This is a genomic window from Variovorax sp. 10N412 (assembly GCF_056394985.1).
The window spans coordinates 119,153-135,755 of sequence record NZ_JBFTIO010000007.1 but is presented as its reverse complement, the minus strand read 5'-3'; the positions used below and the strand labels follow the sequence as shown (position 1 = coordinate 135,755).

The 16,603-nt window shown below is 69.5% G+C and carries 16 protein-coding genes; 9 read left to right on the top strand and 7 right to left on the bottom strand.

Translation table 11 applies throughout. From position 1 onward, the window contains the following. Nucleotides 1-8: 8 nt before the first annotated feature. The 3 genes from AC1DJH_RS18260 to AC1DJH_RS18250 all read right to left on the bottom strand — a co-directional run bounded on the left by AC1DJH_RS18260 (nucleotide 9) and on the right by AC1DJH_RS18250 (nucleotide 3,356). The gene (locus tag AC1DJH_RS18260) at nucleotides 9-1,145 is read right to left on the bottom strand and encodes an acyl-CoA dehydrogenase family protein (protein ID WP_478186639.1); all 1,137 of its coding nucleotides are present in this window, start codon (nucleotides 1,143-1,145) and stop codon (nucleotides 9-11) included. Nucleotides 1,146-1,155: 10 nt separating this feature from the next. After that, nucleotides 1,156-2,370: an acyl-CoA dehydrogenase family protein gene (locus AC1DJH_RS18255; RefSeq protein ID WP_478186638.1), complete on the bottom strand. Its 1,215-nt coding sequence runs from the start codon at nucleotides 2,368-2,370 to the stop codon at nucleotides 1,156-1,158. A gap of 116 nt (nucleotides 2,371-2,486) precedes the next feature. Further along, on the bottom strand, nucleotides 2,487-3,356 hold the full coding sequence (locus AC1DJH_RS18250) for a UDP-2,3-diacylglucosamine diphosphatase (RefSeq protein ID WP_478186637.1): 870 nt from the start codon (nucleotides 3,354-3,356) through the stop codon (nucleotides 2,487-2,489). 94 nt (nucleotides 3,357-3,450) lie between these two features. Between AC1DJH_RS18250 and AC1DJH_RS18245 the strand changes: the two genes are divergently transcribed. After that, nucleotides 3,451-5,187 (top strand): lysoplasmalogenase family protein, encoded by a 1,737-nt coding sequence (locus AC1DJH_RS18245; RefSeq protein WP_478186636.1) that lies wholly within the window; start codon nucleotides 3,451-3,453, stop codon nucleotides 5,185-5,187. Nucleotides 5,188-5,305: 118 nt separating this feature from the next. Here the strand turns inward: AC1DJH_RS18245 and dmeF are convergent, their stop codons facing one another. Both dmeF and ruvB read right to left on the bottom strand, forming a co-directional pair. Next, complete coding sequence (gene dmeF / locus AC1DJH_RS18240; RefSeq protein ID WP_478186635.1) at nucleotides 5,306-6,277, bottom strand: CDF family Co(II)/Ni(II) efflux transporter DmeF; 972 nt, start codon at nucleotides 6,275-6,277, stop codon at nucleotides 5,306-5,308. 7 nt (nucleotides 6,278-6,284) lie between these two features. Continuing rightward, nucleotides 6,285-7,349, bottom strand: a complete 1,065-nt coding sequence (gene ruvB, locus AC1DJH_RS18235) for a Holliday junction branch migration DNA helicase RuvB (RefSeq protein ID WP_435484895.1) — start codon at nucleotides 7,347-7,349, stop codon at nucleotides 6,285-6,287. A 97-nt stretch (nucleotides 7,350-7,446) separates the two neighbouring features. Here ruvB and AC1DJH_RS18230 point away from each other — a divergent pair, with 97 nt between their 5' ends. From AC1DJH_RS18230 to AC1DJH_RS18205, 6 genes are all read left to right on the top strand, one after another. Further along, nucleotides 7,447-8,079, top strand: a complete 633-nt coding sequence (locus AC1DJH_RS18230; RefSeq protein ID WP_472121879.1) for a CDP-alcohol phosphatidyltransferase family protein — start codon at nucleotides 7,447-7,449, stop codon at nucleotides 8,077-8,079. A gap of 46 nt (nucleotides 8,080-8,125) precedes the next feature. Continuing rightward, on the top strand, nucleotides 8,126-9,892 hold the full coding sequence (locus AC1DJH_RS18225; RefSeq protein ID WP_478186634.1) for a bifunctional alpha/beta hydrolase/class I SAM-dependent methyltransferase: 1,767 nt from the start codon (nucleotides 8,126-8,128) through the stop codon (nucleotides 9,890-9,892). 61 nt (nucleotides 9,893-9,953) lie between these two features. Further along, on the top strand, nucleotides 9,954-11,318 hold the full coding sequence (locus AC1DJH_RS18220) for a phosphatase PAP2/dual specificity phosphatase family protein (protein ID WP_478186633.1): 1,365 nt from the start codon (nucleotides 9,954-9,956) through the stop codon (nucleotides 11,316-11,318). After that, a complete protein-coding gene (locus tag AC1DJH_RS18215; RefSeq protein ID WP_478186632.1) occupies nucleotides 11,311-11,751 on the top strand; it encodes a hypothetical protein in 441 nt (146 codons plus the stop codon). Before AC1DJH_RS18220 ends, AC1DJH_RS18215 begins: the two co-directional genes overlap by 8 nt. Beyond that, nucleotides 11,748-12,476: a lysophospholipid acyltransferase family protein gene (locus AC1DJH_RS18210; protein WP_478186631.1), complete on the top strand. Its 729-nt coding sequence runs from the start codon at nucleotides 11,748-11,750 to the stop codon at nucleotides 12,474-12,476. The genes AC1DJH_RS18215 and AC1DJH_RS18210 overlap by 4 nt, the downstream gene beginning before the upstream one ends. After that, nucleotides 12,473-13,429, top strand: a complete 957-nt coding sequence (locus AC1DJH_RS18205; RefSeq protein ID WP_435436815.1) for a phosphatidate cytidylyltransferase — start codon at nucleotides 12,473-12,475, stop codon at nucleotides 13,427-13,429. Before AC1DJH_RS18210 ends, AC1DJH_RS18205 begins: the two co-directional genes overlap by 4 nt. Before the next feature lie 132 nt (nucleotides 13,430-13,561). On the opposite strand, the gene AC1DJH_RS18200 is transcribed toward AC1DJH_RS18205, so the two are convergent. Together AC1DJH_RS18200 and ruvA are read right to left on the bottom strand one after the other, a co-directional pair. Continuing rightward, on the bottom strand, nucleotides 13,562-14,449 hold the full coding sequence (locus AC1DJH_RS18200; protein WP_478186630.1) for a hypothetical protein: 888 nt from the start codon (nucleotides 14,447-14,449) through the stop codon (nucleotides 13,562-13,564). Next, nucleotides 14,446-15,018: a Holliday junction branch migration protein RuvA gene (gene ruvA / locus AC1DJH_RS18195; RefSeq protein WP_478186629.1), complete on the bottom strand. Its 573-nt coding sequence runs from the start codon at nucleotides 15,016-15,018 to the stop codon at nucleotides 14,446-14,448. The genes AC1DJH_RS18200 and ruvA overlap by 4 nt, the downstream gene beginning before the upstream one ends. Nucleotides 15,019-15,187: 169 nt before the next feature. On the opposite strand from ruvA, the gene AC1DJH_RS18190 reads away from it, so the two are divergent. Beyond that, the gene (locus tag AC1DJH_RS18190; protein ID WP_435484886.1) at nucleotides 15,188-16,135 is read left to right on the top strand and encodes a PhoH family protein; all 948 of its coding nucleotides are present in this window, start codon (nucleotides 15,188-15,190) and stop codon (nucleotides 16,133-16,135) included. A 1-nt stretch (nucleotide 16,136) separates the two neighbouring features. Then, on the top strand, nucleotides 16,137-16,598 hold the full coding sequence (gene ybeY, locus AC1DJH_RS18185; RefSeq protein ID WP_472121902.1) for an rRNA maturation RNase YbeY: 462 nt from the start codon (nucleotides 16,137-16,139) through the stop codon (nucleotides 16,596-16,598). The last annotated feature ends 5 nt before the right edge of the window (nucleotides 16,599-16,603 follow it).

Below are 16,603 nucleotides of genomic sequence, written 5' to 3'. Positions count from 1 at the left end.
GGGGCCGCTCAGGCCGAGCGAAGTCGGGCCACGCGGCGCAGGTGCCAGGCGGCGGAGCCGAACTGGCCTTCGATGAGCGTGGCGCGGCGCACATAGTGGCCCACCGCCAGTTCCTCGGTCATGCCCATGCCGCCGTGCAGCTGCACCGCGCCCTGCCCCACCGCCCGGCAGGCCTTGGCGACGGCCACCTTGGCCGACGAGACGGCGCGCGCGCGCTCGAGCGGCGATGCGGCATCGACCCCCTCGCCCACGCTGGCGGTGAGCGCGGCGGCCAGCTCCAGCGCCATGTGCATGTCGGCCAGGCGGTGCTGCAGCACCTGGAAGCTGGAAATGGGCACGCCGAACTGCTTGCGCTGGCGCACGTAGGCCAGCGTGTCGCGCATCAGGCAGCGCATGACGCCGATGGCCTCGGCGCAGATGGCGAGCGTGGCCTCGTCGTGGGCCTGCTCGATCTGCGGCAGCGCGCCGCCCTCACCTACCTCGCCGCCCAGCAGCGCATCCACCGGCAGGCGCACCCGGTCGAAGGCGATGTCGGCAGCGCGGCCGCCGTCGCGGGTCGGGTAGGCGCGCAGGCGCACGCCGGGCGTGCCGCTGGGCACCACGAGCAGCGACAGGCCGGCACCGCTGCGCGCGCTCACGATCAGGTGGCTGGCCCACGGCGCGGTCTGCACCACGGACTTGCGGCCGGTCAGCACGAAGCCTTCGCCGTCGCGCACGAGTTCGGCCTGCACGTCGGCGCGGTCGTGCCGGCTTTGCGGCTCGGCGTGGGCGAAGGCCAGCACGGCCTGGCCGGCGACGATGCGCGCGAGCAGCGCATCGGCCTGCGCGCCGGGGTGGCGCTGCAGCAGGCCCGCGCCGATCACCATGGTCGACAGGTAGGGCTCGGCCGCGAGCGCACCGCCCAGCGTTTCCATCAGGGCCAGGTGCGCAGGCATGCCGCCGCCGAGACCGCCGTGCGCTTCGGGCAATGCCGCGCCCAGCAGGTCGAGTTCGCGCGCCAGACCCTGCCAGAACGGCGGCGGTGCGTCGTCGGCGTGGCGCAGCGCATGCAGCCGCTGCTCGAAGCCGTGGCGGTCGTCGAGGTAGCGCGCGAGGCTGTCGCGCAGCATCGCGAGGGTGTCGTCCTGTTCGGTGAGGATGCGCATGGCTGGAACCTCAGTTCGCCAGCAGGCTGCTGGCGATGATGTTGCGTTGCACCTCGTTGGAGCCCGCATAGATGGACGCAGCGCGGTCGTTGAGGTAGGCCGACATGGCGAACACGGCCTCTTCGGGAATGGGCAGATCGCCCTGCAGGCTGTCGTCCAGCGGCAGGTCGGCGGCGGCGTAGTGGGCGGCGATTTCCACGCCGAGTTCGGTCAGGCGCTGGCGCAGTTCGGAGCCCAGCACCTTGCCCATGGAGGGGCGAATGCCCGGCTGCTCGCCGCGGGCCTGCGCGCGCAGCGACTGCAGCTCGGTCGCCTCGATGGCGTCGATGGCGCAGGCCGCATCGGCCAGGCGCAGCGCCATGTCTTGGGCCTCGTGCGTGTCTTGCCTGTGGTGCGCGTCGTGTGCCACCGCGCCGAAGGCCGCATCGGCCGCCGCCTGCAGACGGCGCAGGCGCGCGCGCAACATGGGCGCCCAGGCCCCGCCGCGCTCGTGCTGCAGCAGGTACTTGGCGATGGTCCAGCCCTGGTTTTCGTCGCCGATGAGCCCTTCGGCCGGCACGCGCACGTCGTCGAAGAACACCTGGTTGAGCTCGTGGTCGCCCGAGATGCTGATGATCGGGCGGATGGTGACGCCCGTCGCCGGCAGGTCGAAGCACAGGAAGCTGATGCCCTGCTGCGGCTTGCCGCCCGAGGTGGTGCGCACCAGGCAGAACATCTTGTTGGCGTACTGCGCGTGGGTGGTCCAGATCTTGGTGCCGTTGAGCACGTAGTGATCACCGTCGCGCACCGCCTTGCACTGCAGCGAGGCCAGGTCGGAGCCCGACTGCGGCTCCGAGTAGCCCTGGCACCAGTAGTCCTCGCCCGAGCGGATGCCCGGCAGCCAGGCACGCTTCTGCGCCTCGGTGCCGAAGGCGATGATCACCGGCGCGACCATGCCGGGACCCATGGGGGCGCGCGGCGGTGCGTCGGCGGCGGCCAGTTCGCTGGCGAAGAGGTAGTGCTGCATCGGCGTCCAGCCGGTGCCGCCGTGCTCGACCGGCCAGTTGGGCACGCTCCAGCCGCGCGTGGCAAGGATGCGGTGCCAGCGGTTGCCGAATTCGTAGTCGGTGAAGATGCCCGAGCAGCGCCGGCACGCGACGCGCAGTTCGGGCGTCAGCTCACGCGCCAGGAAGTCGCGAACATCGTTCCGGAATGCGGTCTCCGCCGCCGTGAGTGCCCAGGCCATGGTGTTGTCTCGCTGAGGAATACACCGGGCGAGTGTGATGCCGGCGCGCCGACGCGGCATCGTCGGATCGGACGAATGGGGTCGCGAGCGGGACAGTGCGGCCCGGCCGGCCGCGCTCAGGCCGCGACAGCTTCCCGCTGCGGCGTCGTCTTCGTCGCCACGGGCATGTGCTGCGCCCAGTCGATGATTTCCAGCGTGCCGTCGGCATGCTCGGCCAGCGCCGTCAGGCTTTCCACCCAGTCGCCGTCGTTGCAGTAAAGAATGCCGTCGATGTCGCGCATCTCGGCGTGATGGATGTGGCCGCACACCACCCCCTGCGCGCCGCGGTTGCGGGCCTCGCGCGCTACTGCGGCCTCGAAGTCGCCCACGTAGCTCACGGCACGCTTGACCTTGCCCTTGAGGTACTTCGACAACGACCAGTACGGCAGCCCCATGCGCGCGCGCAGCGAGTTGAGGTGGCGGTTGAGCTTGAGCGTGAATTCGTAGAGCGAGTCGCCCACGTAGGCCAGCCACTTGGCGCATTGAATGACGCCGTCGAACAGGTCGCCGTGGATGATCCACAGCTTGCGCCCGTCGGCCGTTTCGTGGATCCATTCATCGGCCACGTCGATGCCGCCGAAGTTGTGGTTGAGGTACTTGCGGGCGAACTCGTCGTGGTTGCCCGGAATGAAGATCACCCGCGTGCCCTTGCGCGCCTTGCGCAGCAGCTTCTGGATCACGTCGTTGTGCGCCTGCGGCCAGTACCAGTGGCGCTTGAGCTGCCAGCCGTCGATGATGTCGCCGACAAGAAAGAGCGTTTCGCACTCGGTGTGCTTCAGGAAGTCGAGCAGCGCGCGGGCCTGGCAGCCCGGGGTTCCCAGGTGCAGGTCCGAGATCCACAGCGTGCGGAACTGCAGCGGTGGACGCAGGCGTTCCTCGTCCTCCGGGTCCGTGGACGGGTTTGCGGTGTCGCGCCATGCGCGAAGGAAAGCGTCGTCGCGTTGCATGGACCAGTAGGCTCCCACTGGCGCATGACGGCGCAATGGCATACCCGTGACATCCCGATGACGCGTGGCCGGCAGGCAACGCCACAATGCCGCGATGCGCCCTGGCCAGATCATCGTTCTTGCAACCCCCGTGTTCTTTCTTCTCATCGCGGTCGAGTTCGCGGTGGGGCGCGCGCGGGCCCGGCGCGGCACCGGGCACGACACCTACCGGCTGGCCGACGCGGTGAACAGCATCGGCCTGGGCATGCTCAGCCAGATCAGCGCGGTGCTCACGGGGCTGCTGCGCATCGGCATCTACACGGCGGTGTATTCGGCGGTCGCGCTGTTTCCGCAGGAGGCGGCGCGCGACTTCTGGACCACCTGGTACGGCTGGCTGCTGGCCCTGGTGTTCTACGACTTCTGCTACTACTGGCTGCACCGCATGGGGCATGAATCAGCGGTGCTGTGGGCCGCGCACGTGGTGCACCACCAGAGCCAGCACTACAACCTGTCGACCGCGCTGCGGCAGACCTCGAGCGGCGCGCTGTTCGGCTGGCTCTTCTACCTGCCGATGGCGGTGGCGGGCGTACCGCCGCTGGTGTTCGGCGTGGTGGCGCTCGTCGACCTGCTCTACCAGTTCTGGGTGCACACCGAGCAGGTGGGCAAGCTGGGCTGGTTCGACCGCTGGTTCTGCTCGCCGTCGAACCATCGGGTGCATCACGCGGTGAACGACCGCTACCTCGACCGCAACTACGGCGGCGTGCTGATCGTGTGGGACCGGTTGTTCGGCACCTTCCGCGAGGAAGACGAGCGCTGCGTGTACGGCACGCGCGGCGCGCTGCGCAGCTGGGACCCGCTGTGGGCCAACGCCGAGGTGTACTGGGCGCTGGCGAAGGATTCATGGCACACGCGCCGCTGGGGCGACAAGCTGCGCGTGTGGTTCAAGCCGCCGGGCTGGCGGCCGGCGGACGTGGCGGCGCGGTTCCCGAAGCCGGCCTTCGACATCGCGCAGGTGACGCGCTACGAACCCGAGGTGAGCCGGGGCGTGCAATGGTTTGCCGGCGTGCAGTTCGTGCTGTTGCTGGCGGGCGTGGCGGTGTTCCTTTGGTTCTCCGATGCCGTGCCGCTGCCGCGTGCGGCCGTGTGGCTTGCGGCGCTGACGGCCAGCCTGTGGGCCATCGGCGCGGTGTTGCAGGGGCGCATCTCGGTCACCGAGGTGCTGCTGGTCGAGGCGTCCGCGCTGGCCACGGCAAGTGCGGTGCTGGACATCGCGTGGCTGCACCACGTCTGCAAGCCGTTGGCCTTGGCCATCGCCATCTTCTTCGCTGCGCGGCGGGCGAAGGTGAGCGGTGGGGTGAAGACGTTCGACGGACTGCTGCTGGCCGGGCTGGTGGCTTCCCTGGCGGGCGACGTGCTGCTGATGGGCCCGGCGAAGCTGTTCGTGCCGGGGCTGGTGTGCTTTCTGCTGGCGCACCTGGCCTACATCGCGCTGTTCCGCATCGGGGTGGGCACTTTTCCACGGGGCGGGGCGCTGGCGGTGACGCTGCTGATCGGCGCCGCGATGTATGCGTTTCTCTGGCAGGGCGGGCTGCCCGTGGCCTTGCGGATTCCGGTCGGGGTGTATGTGGTGGTGATCGCCTGCATGGCGGCACAGGCCGCCGGGCGCGCGGCGGTGCTGCGCGATGCGCCCTCCCGCTGGGTGGCCGTGGGCGCGTGTTTCTTCATGCTGAGCGATGCGCTGCTCGCGACGAACCGGTTCGTGTCACCGCTGCCGCTGGCGTCGCTGTGGGTGCTGGGAACGTATTACGCGGCGCAGATACTGATCGTGCGGCACGCGCGTACGGCCGCCTGACTTTGTCTTGCTCCCTCCCCCGCTGGGGGAGGGTTGGGGTGGGGGCAAGCGGCGCATCCACTAGGCGCCCTGCCCGCCCCCATCCCAGCCTTCCCCCAACGGGGGAAGGAGCGAATACCTAATCGACGCAGCGCTGGATCTCGACCGTCGAGTGGCGGATTTCCTCGTGCATCGAGAAGCACGCCCGCACCTCGTCCGCCGTCAGCGTGAGCGAATGCGTCACCACCGTCAGCGCGCAGGCGTAGGCGTCGCGCCCCACGCGCCACACGTGCAGGTCGGCCACGCGGGTTTCCGAAGCGGCCAGCATCGTCTCGACGCCTTCGCGAATTTCCTCGGTGACGGGGTGGTCCATCTCGCGGTCCAGCAGCACCTTGCCCGTGTCCTTCAGCAGACCCTTGGCCCACACCGCCACCAGCACCGCGCCGACGATGCCCATCGCCGGGTCGAGCCAGGCCCAGCCGTAGAACCAGCCGCCCAGCAGCGCCGCGATGGCCAGCACCGACGTGGCGGCATCGGCCACGACGTGGATGTAGGCGGAACGCAGGTTCAGGTCGTGCCCGTGGTCGTCGTGCCCGTGCCCGTGCCCGTGCCCGTGCCCGTGGGCGTGATCGTGGCCATGCCCGTGGTCGTGGTGATGCGCCCCGCCCAGCAGCCGCGCGCAGACCAGGTTCACCACCAGCCCCAGCACCGCCACCGAAATGGCTTCCGGGTAGTGAATGGCCGAGGGCGACCACAGCCGCTCCAGCGAGCCCACCACCATCAGCGCCGCGATGCCCAGCAGCACCAGCGCGCTGGCAAAGCCGCCCAGCACCTCGATCTTCCAGGTGCCGAAGGCGAAGCGCGGGTCGCGTGCGTAGCGCCGCGCGGCGGCATAGGCGAAGGCGCTCAGGCCGATGGCCAGCGCGTGCGAACTCATGTGCCAGCCGTCGGCCAGCAGCGCCATCGAGTTGAACCACCAGCCCGCGCCGATCTCGACCACCATCATCACGGCGGTGATCCACATCACCAGGCGCGTGCTGCGTTCGGCCGAGGCGGTGTCGGCGCCGAAGTGGTGGTCGTGCTTCCAGGCGCTCAGGTCATGGGTGTGCATGGTGTGTTCAGGCTCCGAAAAGATCCTGTCCGTCGGCGCGGCTCGACGGCGGGGTCACGCCCAGGTGGCGGTACGCCGCCAGCGTGGCGATGCGCCCGCGCGGCGTGCGCTGCAGGTAGCCCTGCTGGATGAGGTAGGGCTCGATCACGTCCTCGATGGTGTCGCGCTCTTCGCCGATGCTGGCGGCCACGTTGTCCAGGCCAACCGGACCGCCGTCGAAACGGTGGATCACGGCCTCGAGCAGCTTGCGGTCCATCAGGTCGAAGCCCTGCGGGTCGACGTCCAGCATGGCCAGCGCCTTGTGCGCAATGTCTTCGGTGATGCGGCCGTTGCCCTTCACCTCGGCGTAGTCGCGCACGCGGCGCAGCAGCCGGTTGGCGATGCGGGGCGTGCCGCGCGAACGCCGGGCAATCTCGAAGCCGCCGGTGGCGTCGGTCTCCACCTTGAGCAGGCGGGCGCTGCGGGTGACGATGAGCGCGAGCTCTTCGGGCGTGTAGAACTCCAGCCGCGCCACGATGCCGAAGCGGTCGCGCAGCGGGTTGGTCAGCATGCCGGCACGGGTGGTGGCCCCCACCAGCGTGAAGGGTTGCAGGTCGAGCTTGATGCTGCGCGCCGCGGGGCCTTCGCCGATCATGATGTCGATCTGGTAGTCCTCCAGCGCGGGGTACAGGATTTCTTCGACGACCGGGCTCAGCCGGTGGATCTCGTCGATGAAGAGCACGTCGTTCGGCTCCAGGTTGGTCAGCAGCGCCGCCAGGTCCTTGGGCTTCTCGAGCACCGGGCCCGAGGTCTGGCGCAGGTTCACGCCCAGCTCGGCCGCGATGATGTGCGACAGCGTGGTCTTGCCCAGGCCGGGCGGGCCGAACAGCAGCACGTGGTCGAGGGCTTCCTTGCGCTTGCGTGCCGCGCCGATGAAGATCTCGAGCTGCTCGCGCACCTTGGCTTGGCCGACGTATTCGTCGAGCAGCTTGGGACGCAAGGCCCGCTCGATCGCCTCTTCGTTGGGCGAGGCGGGCGCGGCGGACACCACGCGTTGGGGGGCGGGTGCGAAATCGTCGGTCTGGATGGTCATGAGAGGGGTTCTTCGACTACGAGTTTAGTGCCTGCCACACTGGCAGAATGCTCCGGCCACCTGTGTGGCCATATAACAAACGAGGGGAAGCCAGCACGTGTCGATCTACGAACTGAAGCCGCGTTTCCAGGCCCTGCTGCGGCCGATGGTGGTCCGCCTGCATGCGATGGGCGTCACCGCCAACCAGGTGACGATGGCGGCATGCGTCGTGTCGGTCGCGCTCGGGCTCTGGCTCTTCTTCGCGGCCCCCTCCTTTTCATCGCCGGCCGCCTTCGCGCTCATTCCCTTGTGGATGTTCCTGCGCATGGCCTTCAACGCCATCGACGGCATGCTGGCGCGCGAGCACCACCAGCAAAGCAGGCTGGGCGCCTTCCTCAACGAACTGACCGACGTGGTTTCCGACGCGGCGCTGTACCTGCCCTTTGCGCTGGTGGCGCCGTTCAGCGGCTTCTGGGTCGGCACGGTGATCGTGCTCGCGGGCCTGAGCGAATTCGCCGGCGCGCTGGGCCCCACGGTGGGCGCCTCGCGCCGCTACGACGGCCCGCTGGGCAAGAGCGACAGGGCCTTCGTGTTCGGCGCGCTCGGTCTCTATGTAGCGCTGGGCTGGCCGCTGCCGGGCTGGACCGCCTGGCTGATGCCGCTGCTGGCGGTGCTGGTGGCCTGGACGGTCGTCAACCGCGTCCGCCGGGCGCTGGCGGAAGCCGAACTCAAGCCGGTCACGCCACGCTGACCCGACGCCATCCGACACAAACCAATAAAAAATTCACAGGGATTCAATGACAGACATCACTTCACGCGTTCCCGAGGAACGCCAGTTCCAGACACACGACGGCGAATCGCTGTTCTACCGCCGATGGCCCGCCACCAGCGCCACGCGCCGCGGCGCCATCCTGCTGTTCCACCGCGGCCATGAGCACGGCGCGCGCATGGCGCACCTGGTCGACGAGCTGGACCTGCCCGACTTCGACTTCTACGCCTGGGACGCCCGCGGCCACGGCCGCTCGCCCGGCCAGCGCGGCTACAGCCCGAGCTTCGGCACCTCGGTGCGCGACGTGCAGACCTTCGTGCAGCACATCGCCGCCGCGCACGGCGTGCCCGAGCAGGACATGCACGTGGTCGCGCAGAGCGTGGGCGCGGTGCTGATCGCCACCTGGGCGCACGACTACGCCCCCAAGGTGCGCGGCCTCACGCTGGCCTCGCCGGCCTTCAAGGTGAAGCTGTACGTGCCGTTCGCGCGCGCAGGGCTCGGGCTGATGCACAAGCTGCGCGGCCTGTTCTTCGTCAACAGCTACGTGAAGGCCAAGTTCCTCACGCACGACCGCGCGCGCATCGCGAGCTACGAGAGCGATCCGCTCATCTCGCGGCCCATCGCCGTCAACATCCTGCTGGGCCTGTACGAAGCGGCCGACCGCGTGGTGGCCGACGCCAACGCCATCACCCTGCCGGTGCAACTGCTGATCTCGGGTGCAGACTGGGTGGTGCACCACAAGCCGCAGCACCGGTTCTTCGAGCGGCTGGGCAGCGCGGTGAAGACCAAGACCGAACTGCCGGGCTTCTTCCACGACACCCTCGGCGAGAAAGACCGCGCGAGCGCCGTGGCGCAGATCCGCGAGTTCATCCTGCAGCGTTTCGACGAACCGGCCGTGCCGGTCGACCGCCGCGAGGCCCACCTGAGCGGCGACACCGCCGACGAGTCGCGCGCGCTGGCCGAGCCGCTGTCGACGCTGTCGCCACGCGGCGCCTACTGGGCCATCACGCGTGCCAGTCTGAAGCTGGGCGGCACGATGTCCGAAGGCATCAAGCTGGGGCACGACACCGGCTTCGACTCGGGCAGCACGCTCGACTACGTGTACCGCAACCAGCCCAGGGGCAGCTCGGCCATCGGCCGCTCGATCGACAACACCTACCTGAACTCCATCGGCTGGCGCGGCATCCGCCAGCGCAAGATCCACGTCGAGGAGCTGCTGCGCATCGCCATGGAACGCCTGGCCGAAATGCACCGCGAGGTGCGCGTGATGGACATCGCCGCCGGCCACGGCCGCTACGTGCTCGACGCGGTGCTGGCCAGCCCGGTGAAGGCCGCCTCGATCCTGCTGCGGGACTACAGCGACATCAACGTGCGCGACGGCCGCGCGCTCATCGCCGAGAAGGGCCTCGAAGACATCGCCCAGTTCGTGCAGGCCGACGCCTTCGACCGCATCAGCCTGGCCAGCGTCATGCCGCGGCCCACGCTGGCCGTGGTGTCGGGCCTGTACGAGCTGTTCCCCGACAACGAGATGGTGCGCCGCTCGCTCGCGGGCGTGGGCGACGCGGTGGAAGACCGCGGCTACCTCGTGTACACCGGCCAGCCGTGGCATCCGCAGCTGGAAATGATCGCGCGCGCCCTCACCAGCCACCGCCAGGGCGAGGCCTGGGTGATGCGCCGCCGCACCCAGGTCGAGATGGACCAGCTGGTGGAAGAAGCGGGCTTCCGCAAGATCGACCAGCGGGTCGACGAGTGGGGCATCTTCACGGTCTCCCTGGCGGTGCGCACCGGGCGATGAGCGCCGCGCCGGGCCGCCCCAAGCAAGCTCGCGCCGCAGTGCGCAGCACGGAGGCTTTCCGATGAGCGCCTGGCTGGCACAGCGCCCCTGGAAGCGCGCCGCCGCATGGCTGGTTTTCCTGGGGCCGCTGTTCTACGCGACCTACGGCTTCGCCAACTGGTGGGCCACCACGCGCACGAACGTGCCGTCGATGGCCTTCGACTGGGAGCGGCACGTGCCGTTCTGGCCGTGGACGATCTTTCCGTACTGGACGATCAACGTCTTCTACGCGCTGTCGCTGTTCCTGGCGCGCAGCCGGCACACGCTCGACCGGCATGCGCTGCGGCTGGTCACGGCCACGCTCGTGGCCTGCACCTGCTTCATCGCGTGGCCGCTGCACTTCAGCTTCGGGCAACCGCCGGTCGAAGGCGCGCCGGCCTTCCTGTTCAACGCGCTGCGCGGCTTCGACCAGCCGTTCAACCAGGCGCCCTCGCTGCACATTGCGCTGGCCGTGATCCTGTGGGACTGGTACCGGCAGTTGCTGCGCGCGCCGAGCCTGCTGTGGGCGCGGCTGGTGCTGCATGTGTGGGCCTTCGCCATCTGCGCGTCGGTGCTCACGACGTGGCAGCACCACTTCATCGACATTCCGACCGGCGCGCTGCTCGGCCTGTTCTGCGTGTGGCTGTGGCCGCTGGAGCGCGTGGTGTCGATGCCGCGCGCCTGGCAGCGCACGCACGACGCCCGGCGCTGGAAGCTGGCGGGGCTCTATGCGGCAGGTGCGGCGCTGTGCCTGGCGGCCGCGCTGTACGGCGGCGGCATCGCGCTGTGGCTGTGCTGGCCGGCCGCGTCGCTCGCGCTGGTGGCGCTCAACTACATCGGCTTCGGCGCGCGCGGCTTCCAGATGGACGGGCACGGCCGCATGGGCTGGGCGGCGCGCTGGCTGTTCGCGCCCTACCGGCTCGGTGCGGCCATCAACGCCCGGCTGTGGACGCACAAGCTGCCGGCCTCGGTCGAGGTGGTGCCGGGCCTGCGGCTGGGCCGCCGGCCGACGCGCGCCGAATGGCTGGCCGCCGGCCAGCCCCGGCTGGTGAGCCTGTGCGCCGAACTGCAGGTGCCGGCCGGCGTGCCGCATGCGCGCTGCGTGCCGCTGCTCGACCTGACGGTGCCGCCGACGGTGCGGCTGCAGCGCGCGGCGGCCGTCATCGAGGGCCAGCGCCGCAACGCCGACGGTGCGCCGGTGTGGGTCTGCTGCGCGCTCGGCTTTTCGCGCGGCGCGGCGGCGGCGATCGCCTGGCTGGGGCGCTACGGCGCGGCCGGCGGTGTGGCGCAGGCCGAAGCCGCCGTGCGCCGCGCGCGGCCGCAGGTCGTGCTGCGCGGCGCATGGCTGGCCTCGCTGGAGCCGCTGAAGCCTCTTTCGAAACTGCCGGAGGTACCGCGCCATGACTGACACCGAACGCACCACCTGCGCCGCACTGGCCGGCCTGCTGCGCGCCGCGGCGCTGCTGGCCCTGTGGGGCTTCGCGCTGACCTGCATCGCGGCGCTGGTGCTCGCGCTGACGCTGCGCTCGCTGTCGAGCACCTCGGCCATGGCATTCGGCGCGGTCGTGGTCCTGGGTGCGCTGGAGCGCTATTTCGCCTTTCGCCTGCGCTTCGATGAGGCGCTGTTCGACGGGCTCGCGCGCAGCACCGTCACGTCGCTGGACGCGCTCGACAAGGCGCTCTCTTCCCTGGGGCTGCGCGAACCGGCACCCCAGCAAGCCACACGCCCGCTCGACGCGCGCGTGCAGGGCACCCGCCAGCTCCTGCAGCGCCACGCCATCGTGGTCGCCTGCCAGAGCGCCATGTTTCTCCTCGCCTTGATGACACAGGACCTCTCTTGACCGACGACGACCACAAGAACAACGACAAGCCGCAAAGCACCGTGCTGCGGCGCGGGCTCGCCATCGTGGCGGGCAAGCTCATCATCGGCGTGGCCGGCTTGCTGACCGGCGTGCGCGCCATCTGGTCGGGCACGAGCCCCAAGGCCGAGCAGACGCTGTACTTCGCCAACCACACCAGCCACGGCGACTTCGTGCTGCTGTGGGCCACGCTGCCGCCCGACCTGCGCGCGCTCACGCGGCCGGTCGCGGGGCAGGACTACTGGGAGGCCTCGAAGCTGCGCAACTTCATCGGGCGCGACGTGTTCAACGCGCTGATGATCCGTCGCGACGGTTCGGGCCAGGGCGGCAACCCGGTCGACCAGATGAAGGAGGCGCTGGAGGGCGGCGACTCGCTCATCATGTTTCCCGAGGGCACGCGCAACACGGGCGACGACATCCTGCTGCCGCTGAAGAGCGGGCTCTTCCACCTGGCGCGCGCCTGCCCCCACGTGCGGCTGGTGCCGGTGTGGATCGAGAACCTCAAGCGCGTGCTGCCCAAGGGCGTGCTGGTGCCGATTCCGCTGGCCTGCACGGTGCGCTTCGGCGCGCCGATCACGCTGGCCGAGGGCGAGGACAAGGTGTCGTTCCTGGCCCGCGCGCGCACCGCCATGCTCGACATGCGCCCCGAATACGACCGGCCGGACACGAACGGCCACAACAGCCACAACGGTGGGACCGCGCCATGATCGACCTCTCTCCCTTCGCGCTGACCACGCTCAAGCTCTTCGGCGGCGTCTTCGGCGTGCTGGTGCTGGCCTCGGCCATCGGCGCGGTGCTGAAGTGGCGCGTGGCGCACGGCCAGCCGCACTCGGTGATCGACAACCTCAACTCGCGCGTCAACGCGTGGTGGGTGATGGTGGCGGTCATCGGGCTGGCCTTCGCCTTCGGCAAGGGCGGCGTGATCGTGCTGTTCTATCTGATTTCTTTCTACGCGCTGCGCGAGTTCATCAGCCTGGCCTACACGCGGCGCGGCGACCACGGGGCGATCGCGCTGGCCTTCTTCGTGGCGCTGCCGGGCCAGTACTTCCTGATCTGGATCGACTGGTACGGGCTGTATTCGATCTACATCCCGGTCTACGCCTTCCTGATCCTGCCCATCCTGGCGGCCGTGGGCGGCGACACACAGCGCTTTCTGGAGCGCACCTCCAAGATCCAGTGGGGGCTGATGGTGTGCGTGTTCTGCATCAGCCACGTGCCCGCGCTGCTCACGCTGCAGATTCCGGGCTTCGAGGGCCGCAACCTGCTGCTGATCGCATTCCTCGTCATCGTGGTGCAGGGCAGCGACGTGCTGCAGTACGTGTGGGGCAAGCTGTTCGGCAAGCGCAAGGTGGCGCCCGAGCTGTCGCCTTCCAAGACCTGGGAAGGCCTGGTCGGCGGCGTGGCGAGCGCCACCGCGCTGGGCGCCGCGCTGTACTGGGCCACGCCTTTCAACCCGTGGCAGGCCGCGCTGATGGCGCTGACCATCTGCCTGATGGGCTTCTTCGGCGGCCTGGTGATGTCGGCCATCAAGCGCGACCGCGGCGTGAAGGACTGGGGTTCGATGATCGAAGGCCACGGCGGCATGCTCGACCGGCTGGACTCGGTGATCTTCGCGGCGCCGATCTACTTTCACGCGCTTCGCTACTGGTGGGTGCCGTGAGCGCGGCGGCGCGCGTGGCGCACGACGACCCGGTCGAGAAGTTCGTCGAGATGCTGGCCAAGGGCGAGAAGATCCACCCCTGAACGCCCTCGGGTGCCCGCGGCAATGCGATGAAACCGATCGAATGGCCGGTCAGTCCTCGTCCATGACCCGCGAACGGCCGAACCAGAAGCCCAGGATCATGCCGACGGTGCCGAAGCCGATGGCACCCCAAAGGCTGAGGAACGTGAAGACGTTGTAACGTCCCGGGTACTGGGCCAGGGCGCGCACCAGCTCAGGCTCGTCCAGCCCGCCCAAGCCCAGTGCAGCGGCGTAGTCGAAGCCCGCGTCGCCCAGGAAGTTCAGCGTCACCAGCATCGGAAGCACGGTGAAAAACGGGAACCACGCGCCGCGCACCTTGCGCCAGTTCATCAGATAGGCCGCGGCCAGCAGCACCGCGCCCACGCCGAGCAGGCCCAGCACCACGGGCCGGCGCGTCAGCGGCAGCAGCCAGGGCCAGGCCCATTGCAGCGGAAAGAGCGGCCATTCGGCCTGCGGCGCGATGCCGCCCGGCCGTGCAAAGGCCTGCCAGCCCAGCGCGAGCGTGGCGCGCCCCACCAGCGCGGACGCGCAAGCCACGGCCGCGACGCCCAGGCAGGCGATGCGCAACACGGACGAGCGGGGCTGCAGAAAGACATGCGGCGGCAACGCGGGCGACGGCAAGCTCCCCGGCCGCCAGACCCGCGTCACGACGGTGACCGGCGGCGGTGCCACCGCCAGCTCGCCACGCACCAGCCAGTCGGCGGCGAAGATCGCCAGCGCAAAGGCCATGGCGGCCGTGAGCCATGCGCAGGCGCCAGGCATGTCGATGAGGCCGAACGGCGTGAACATCGGCAGGTTGCCGTACACGAGGCCCGCGCACCCGTAGGCCAGGAGAATCGGCACGCAGCCGATCTGGGCCGCGCGCAGCAGCAGTTCGTCGCTGCGCACCGACTCGTGGCGCAGCGCTTCCACGCGCGACCACGCCCCGCGAAGGTTCACTTCGCCAGCGCCTTCAGCGCCATCTTGATGCCGTCGCTCACGCTCGCGTCCTTCGGCAGCGCCTTCAGCGCCAGCGCGGCTTCCTTGTCGCTGTAGCCCAGCGCGACCAGCGCCTGCAGGATGTCGGCCTGCGCGTCGGAGGCGGCATGCGCGGGCATGCCGATGTCGGCGCCCAGCTTGCCCTTGAGTTCGAGCAGCAGGCGCTCGGCGGTCTTCTTGCCGATGCCCGGAATCTTCACCAGCCGGCCCAGCTCCTGCAGCGTGATGGCCTGCGCCAGCTCACCCACGCTCATGCCCGAGAGCACCCCGAGCGCCATGCGCGGGCCCACGCCGGTGATCTTGATGAGCTGGCGAAAGGCCGCCCGCTCCTCGGCGCTGCCGAAGCCGTAGAGAATCTGCGCGTCCTCGCGCACGACGAAGTGGGTGAGCAGCGACACCTTCGCGCCGACGTTGGGCAGGTTGTAGAACGTGCTCATGGGCACGTCGACCTCGTAGCCGACCCCGTTGCAGTCGACCACCACCTGCGGTGGATTGCGTTCGGCGAGGATGCCGGTGAGTTTGCCTATCATCGGCCCACCCCCGTTGCTTGCTCACTTCGTGTAGCCGCCTCCCCCCTCGAGGGGGCAACACCGGCGGCCCGGCAAAGCCGGTTCCGCGGTGTTGCCCGCGCTGGATTGCGTTTTTTCGAGCACGGCTGGTCTTGCATAGGTCTGCCAAATAGATGGAAATGGATATCGAGTGATTCTGCGACACACCTTTACCCCCCTGAACAACGCGCGCCTCGGCCACCTGTGCGGACCGTTGGACGCGCACCTGCGCCGCATCGAGGAAGCCCTGGGCGTGAAGATCGCCCACCGCCACGAGCAGTTCAAGGTCGACGGCCCCAAGGCCACGGCGCGGCGCGCCATGGACGTGCTGCAGGCGCTCTACGAAATAGCCCAGCGCACGATCGACCCGGCCGTGGTGCAGCTCACGCTGGCGGGCGACGGCTCGATGACCGAGGGCGACGACGACGCGGCCATGCTGGTCACCCGCCGCGCCGACCTGCGCGCGCGCACGCCCACGCAGGCGCTCTACCTCGACAACATCGCCAAGCACGACATCACCTTCGGCATCGGTCCGGCCGGCACCGGCAAGACCTACCTGGCGGTGGCCTGCGCGGTCGATGCGCTGGAGCGGGCGTCGGTGCAGCGCATCGTGCTGACGCGCCCGGCGGTGGAAGCGGGCGAACGCCTGGGCTTCCTGCCGGGCGACCTGACGCAGAAGATCGACCCGTACCTGCGCCCGCTGTACGACGCGCTGTATGACCTGATGGGCCACGAGAAGGTGCAGAAGGCCTTCGAGCGCAACGCACTCGAAATCGCCCCGCTGGCCTTCATGCGCGGGCGCACGCTGAACAACGCCTTCGTGATCCTCGACGAGGCGCAGAACACCACGCCCGAGCAGATGAAGATGTTCCTCACGCGCATCGGCTTCGGCGCGCGCGCAGTGGTGACGGGCGACGTGAGCCAGATCGACCTGCCCAAGCAGCAGCTGAGCGGGCTGATCGATGCGGAGCGCGTGCTCAAGCGGGTGAGCGGCATCGCCATCACCCACTTCACGAGCGCGGACGTGGTGCGGCATCCGCTGGTGGCGAAGATCGTGGACGCCTACGACGGCCAGCGCAAGCGGACGGGGGTCCACTGAGATGGCGGCATCCAGGCTTCCGGCGCTGTCGCTCTCGCTGCAGTTCGGCCGTTTCAAGGGCGTGGAGCGCCACCGCATCGCCCTGCCGCGCCACAGCGTGACGCGCTGGATTCGCCATGCGCTGGACATCGACGGCGAGATCACCGTGCGCATCGTCGATGCCGACGAAGGCCAGCGCCTGAACCGCGAGTTTCGCGGCAAGGACTACGCGACCAACGTGCTGACCTTCGACTACGCGCAAAGCCCGCTGGTGATGGCCGACCTGGTGCTGTGCGCACCGGTGGTGGCGCGCGAGGCGAAGGAAAACCGCAAGACCCTGGCCCACCACTACGCGCACCTGCTGGTGCACGGCACCCTGCATGCGCAGGGCTGGGACCACGAGACCAGCGAGGCCGATGCCGACGAGATGGAAGCCTACGAGATCGAGATCCTCGCGGAAATGGGCATTCGCAGCCCCTACTGAAGGCC